We start from the raw sequence: 2,483 nt of genomic DNA, 5'->3' as shown, positions 1-2,483 counted from the left end.
GGTTGATGTTACTGAGTTCATAAATTCAGGTACAGAACAAAACGTTATGAAAAAGACCTCTATATATATGGATATGTAAAAGGTGGGACACACCCGCTTTTTCGCAAGCACGGCCACATGACCAACCCGGCCCGTCAAAATAAGTGATTTTCTCCCTTTTTCATAGCATTCCACAACATCGTCTATGATAAGTTGATTTCTTATCTCATCTGATATTAAACTGGTTTTTATTTCCTGAAGGGACAATTGTGTTTCGTCTTCACCAGGCCCAGATCTAAAAGATGTGAACCTCGGGATTAGATAATGATCAAAGGGGCGTTTTTCAGCCTGCTTTTTTGCATCTACTGAAAAACGCACAGGCCCACAGTAAAAGAAAATAATCGGGTGGTGGCCGTCGGATCTTGCAGGGGTTGCCGTCAGGCCGTAAATATATTTTGCTGTGGTTTTCTTTAATATCGCCTCAAAGGTAACTGCAGGGACATGATGGCATTCATCCACAAGAATCATCCCATAATTCTTTACGACTTCTTTGACATCTCCTTTGGCATTCAATGACTGCATGACTGCTATATCGACAATGGAGCTCAGCCTGTCTTTTCCTGCAGCCATGTGGCCGATGATATGCTGTTCTTTTTTACGGCCTCTTTTTTCAGGCGGTTCAGGAAGGGATTCATTGATGATAAGAAATTGTTCGAGCCGTTCCCGCCATTGGGAAAGCAGTTGCTGCCGGTGAACCAACACCAGGGTATTTACTTTTTTAACACTGATCAGTTTTGCGCCGATAACGGTCTTCCCGAATGCGGTGGCAGCAGACAACACGCCATTGGTATGTGCCGACAATGCATCCAGTGCAAGTTGCTGTTCATCTCGTAATTCACCTTGGAATTCTACATTGATCACCTTTCCGGAATTAGATTCATCTTTTTGTATCAGGGTGACACCATTTTTTTTGAACAAAGATTTGATATCGCATTCGCATCCACAAGGCAGGGCCAGATGGTGTTTATAATCATCTGAGCAGAAAATGACTCTTGGTTTGCCAAAGGTTGACTTTCTCATGGCCTGGGCCTTATAGAACACAGGGTTTTTAAAGGCCGCATATCTTTTCAGGGTATTTAATGCTTTCTGGCTCAATCCTGTTTTTTCAATATACAGCATGCCGGATTTAATCATTGTAACCGTTTTGGGAAAATCCTTAGCTTTTAAATCAATGGATTGCTGTTTTTCCCACGGTTTTGAATCTGATATTTCCTCTTTTAATACGCCCAGGTCGTTTCCCCGGACCAGCTTATTTATTAACGAGGCCAGGGTTTTTTCGTTCAGCTTTTGAATGTTTGATAGGAATTGCCATTGATCAGGGTACGGATCAAAATTTTCATTGATAAAAACCGCATTGTCTTTGTCCCTGGCCATTTTTTGTAGCGGCAGGGCGATCAGATTACCAAAACCACCATCCGGCATTGTGTCTTGATTAGGAAACAGCCTGTCATAAGATTTGAACGAAATTTCATGCCGCTCACCCATGGTGTGTGTCAATAATGATGTCCCGAATTTCCGTGCCAAAGCAGCTGTAACCTTTTGTTCGAAGAAAAACCATGCATGACAGCCATTACCTGATTGAGACCGCTCTATTGCAACCGGTATCTCAAATTTCGAACAGATGTCCCGAATAACACCAATGTCTTGTTTCCATCCATCTTTGTCAAAATCGATAGCCAGAAAATAGCAGGTTTCATCAAGATTCATGGGATAAACCCCAATGACGTATTCACCCCTGAGATGCTTTTCAATAATGGATTCATTTAGCGTCCCATATGATTGATTGCCGCATACTGAGCATTTTATTTTAGGCTTATTGCAGATCCCGGGAAGCCATTCATTCCGGCAGACCGGGCTGTATCCTTTAAGTCCCTTTTTGCTTTGCCATTTTTTTGCATATACATCAGTCCTGCCTTTAAACAGAGACATAAAAAGATCAATTTTTTCATTTTTTTTCGAATACCGGGTAATTAAACCGGCATTTTTCTCAGGGGCTTTTGCCACTTCTGATTTAGGATTTGATGCAGTTTCTTTAAGTTCTTTGGATACTGTTGTCCTGGATTGGGCAGGCTTATGGCGGGAAGTAAAATTTTCGGATCCGGGTTCCAATTCCCGGATTTTTGCTTTCAACGCTTTGTTTTCTTCAAGCAGGGCATCATATTTTCTTTTCAACTCATTGTAATCGCTTATAGTCATATAACATCTGATTCATCGAAACCCATGGAATAATATTTTTGTTTGGGACTTCTGGGAACATCCGGTATGGTCTGGACCAGAATTCCTTCGTCCAGCAGAGGTCGCAGGACTTTAGACCGGAAATATTCCCTATGCTTTAATCCCAGGTGTTTCATGATTTCAGAGCTTGATCTGGGCATTTTGCAAAATTCTATAATGTTACGACGCCTTATTACTTGCTCGGTTACTTGCTCGGTTACTTGCTCGGT

General features: G+C 41.8%; 2 protein-coding genes. Both read right to left on the bottom strand.

The window, feature by feature from the left end:
• Nucleotides 1-2,235: TOTE conflict system archaeo-eukaryotic primase domain-containing protein (locus Q366_RS19085; RefSeq protein WP_211251925.1), on the bottom strand; the 2,235-nt coding region annotated here is incomplete at its 3' end.
• The coding region (locus Q366_RS21840; protein ID WP_342668611.1) for a Fic family protein at nucleotides 2,232-2,483 on the bottom strand (252 nt) is incomplete at its 5' end. The genes Q366_RS19085 and Q366_RS21840, both read right to left, overlap by 4 nt.

This window comes from Desulfobacter vibrioformis DSM 8776 (genome assembly GCF_000745975.1).
In the GTDB taxonomy this organism is placed as follows: Bacteria; Desulfobacterota; Desulfobacteria; order Desulfobacterales; family Desulfobacteraceae; genus Desulfobacter; species Desulfobacter vibrioformis.
Note: the sequence above shows the minus strand (reverse complement) of the source record. Positions and strands in the feature narration are given on the sequence as shown.